Annotated in this window: 2 protein-coding genes and 1 pseudogene; 2 read left to right on the top strand and 1 reads right to left on the bottom strand. The window is 60.2% G+C overall.

Features of this window, described 5'->3' with window-relative positions; translation table 11 throughout:
• Nucleotides 1–296 (bottom strand): annotated as a pseudogene (locus ACFFAR_RS31155) (hypothetical protein); the annotation flags it as partial.
• Between the two features lie 223 nt (nucleotides 297–519).
• On the opposite strand from ACFFAR_RS31155, the gene ACFFAR_RS31160 reads away from it, so the two are divergent.
• Together ACFFAR_RS31160 and ACFFAR_RS31165 are read left to right on the top strand one after the other, a co-directional pair.
• Nucleotides 520–1,539 carry a transporter gene (locus ACFFAR_RS31160; RefSeq protein WP_375509221.1) on the top strand — a complete coding sequence of 340 codons (1,020 nt, stop codon included), beginning with the start codon at nucleotides 520–522 and terminating at the stop codon, nucleotides 1,537–1,539.
• Nucleotides 1,540–1,625: 86 nt separating this feature from the next.
• A partial coding sequence (locus ACFFAR_RS31165; RefSeq protein WP_375509222.1) for a putative DNA modification/repair radical SAM protein occupies nucleotides 1,626–2,310 on the top strand: 685 nt, incomplete at its 3' end.

Here is a 2,310-nt window from a genome sequence, read left to right on the forward strand (position 1 = left end):
TCTGTCGAGCGCAATTTTGCATTCGCGAGAACCAGCAGGTTTGCGTCGGACTGGCGCAGTGCCTCGTCCAGTTTGTCCAGCGCATCGCGCAACGTGCGTTTTTGTGTCTTGTTCAACGCTTGCGGGCCATGCTCCGCGACCAGCTTCGCTTCCTTCTCGAGCCGTTTGAGCAATTTCGTCCCGAGACGACTGTCGATGGCCTGCTCGCCCAGCAATTCGACGATGCTTGCCGCCAGCCGCGTCAATCCGTCGGCCGTGGTCTGCGTGGGTTCGTCCTGCTCGACGCGATCTTCCATGTGTATTTCCCCGTGATGCGCAATGAAGCGAGAAGGGTCAGGCTGCGCTCGACGGCCTTCTTGCACCGCGCGAGTCTACCTGCAAGGCGTGACAGCCATAAGTCCGTTACGTGTCACGCAGCAATCTCCCCACAGTAACGCGAATTCGTTGCACAGGACGTCCGAACTGCCGCAATTGGCACGCACAATCGGTGAGTGATCCGTTTTTCATTCCCCGCCGCCGATGACCACCGCCCTGCCCTACGCCTCTGACTTTTCCGGCCTCGTGTGCGGCTTTCGTTTTGCCGAAGACGCGCCGGGCGTTCACATTGATTCAGACGGCGCGCTGAACTGGCTTGCGCAATGCAACACCGGCCAGGAAGCGGGCGATTTTGTCTGGCTGCATTTCGATCTGGCGAACGGCGCAAGCGAACGCTGGATGCGCACGCAGCTCGATTTGCCCGACGCCTTCTTTGAAACGTTGCGCGACGGCTCGCATTCCACGCGCATCGAACACCAGGAGGGCGCACTGCTCGCGGTGATCAACGACGTGATGTTCAATTTCGATGTAACGCCATCCGAGATCGCCACACTGTGGGTCTACACGCGCGAAAAGCTGCTGGTCACCGCGCGGCTGAAACCCTTGCGCTCCATCGATACCCTGCGCGAGGCCGTGCGCGGCGGCGAAGTCTTTCGCTCGACCGTCGAGCTGCTGATCCATTTGCTGCGCGATCAGGCCGACTTGCTGGTCCAGATCGTAAGGCGCACGAGTATCGACATCGATAAAGTCGAAGACCGGTTTCTCTCCATGCGCGCCCCCGCCACGCGCTCGGAACTGGGTGCATCGCGGCGAGTGCTGGTGCGCCTGCAGCGTCTGCTTGCGCCCGAGCCGGGATCGATCTTCCGGCTGCTTGCACGTCCGCCGCGCTGGCTGCAGACGCTCGACCTGCAGGATCTGCGCGACGCCACCGAAGAGTTCTCCCTCGTTCTCGGCGATGTGGCCGGGCTTGTAGAACGCATCAAGCTCTTGCAGGAAGAAATCGCCGCGCGTCTGGACGAACAAAGCAACCGGACGCTGTTCACGCTGACGCTGGTCACGGTGCTGGCATTGCCGATCAACATCGTCGCCGGGATCATGGGCATGAACGTCGGCGGCATTCCGCTCGCCGAGAACAAGCATGGCTTCTGGCTGATGGTCGCGATCGTCGCGACGTTCACCGTACTCGCGGGATGGTGGGCGTTTTATCGAAGACGCGGGCGCTAGGCTGCGATCTGTCACCCAATTTTGAACTTGCATTCAACCATGGCGGACGCCGATACTGTACGCATATACAGTACCGGCGATCAGCAATGGAGTTGTCCGAAAAGCTGGAAATCCTCGCCGATGCCGCCAAGTACGACGCCTCTTGCGCAAGCAGCGGCGCACCGAAGCGGTCATCGCGTGGACTTGAAGGGCTCGGCGCCAGCACGGGCGCAGGCATTTGCCACAGTTTCACGCCTGACGGGCGTTGTGTGTCGTTGCTCAAGATTTTGCTGACCAACTTTTGTCAGTACGACTGTCAATATTGTGTGAACCGCCGTTCCAGCAATGTGCCGCGTGCACGGTTCACTCCGCAGGAAGTGGTTGACCTGACGGTCGACTTCTATCGGCGCAACTACATCGACGGGCTGTTTCTCAGTTCCGGAATCATCCGCTCGTCGAACTACACCATGGAACAACTGGTTCGTGTCGCACAGTCCTTGCGCGAAGACCATCAATTCCGCGGTTATATCCATCTGAAAACCATTCCCGACGCCGATCCCGGGTTGATCGAGCAAGCCGGACTGTTCGCGGACCGGCTGAGCGTGAACATCGAATTGCCGACAGATGTCAGCTTGCAACGGCTCGCGCCTGAAAAAAGCGGACGCACCATCAAGATCGCGATGAGTTCGATCCGCGTGGCGCAAGAGGAATCGGAGGCCGAACCGAAGGCGCCGCGCTTCGCGCCGGCCGGACAAAGCACGCAGATGATCGTGGGCGCCGATACCACCGACG

This window comes from uncultured Caballeronia sp. (assembly GCF_964243625.1).
GTDB lineage: Bacteria > Pseudomonadota > Gammaproteobacteria > Burkholderiales > Burkholderiaceae > Caballeronia.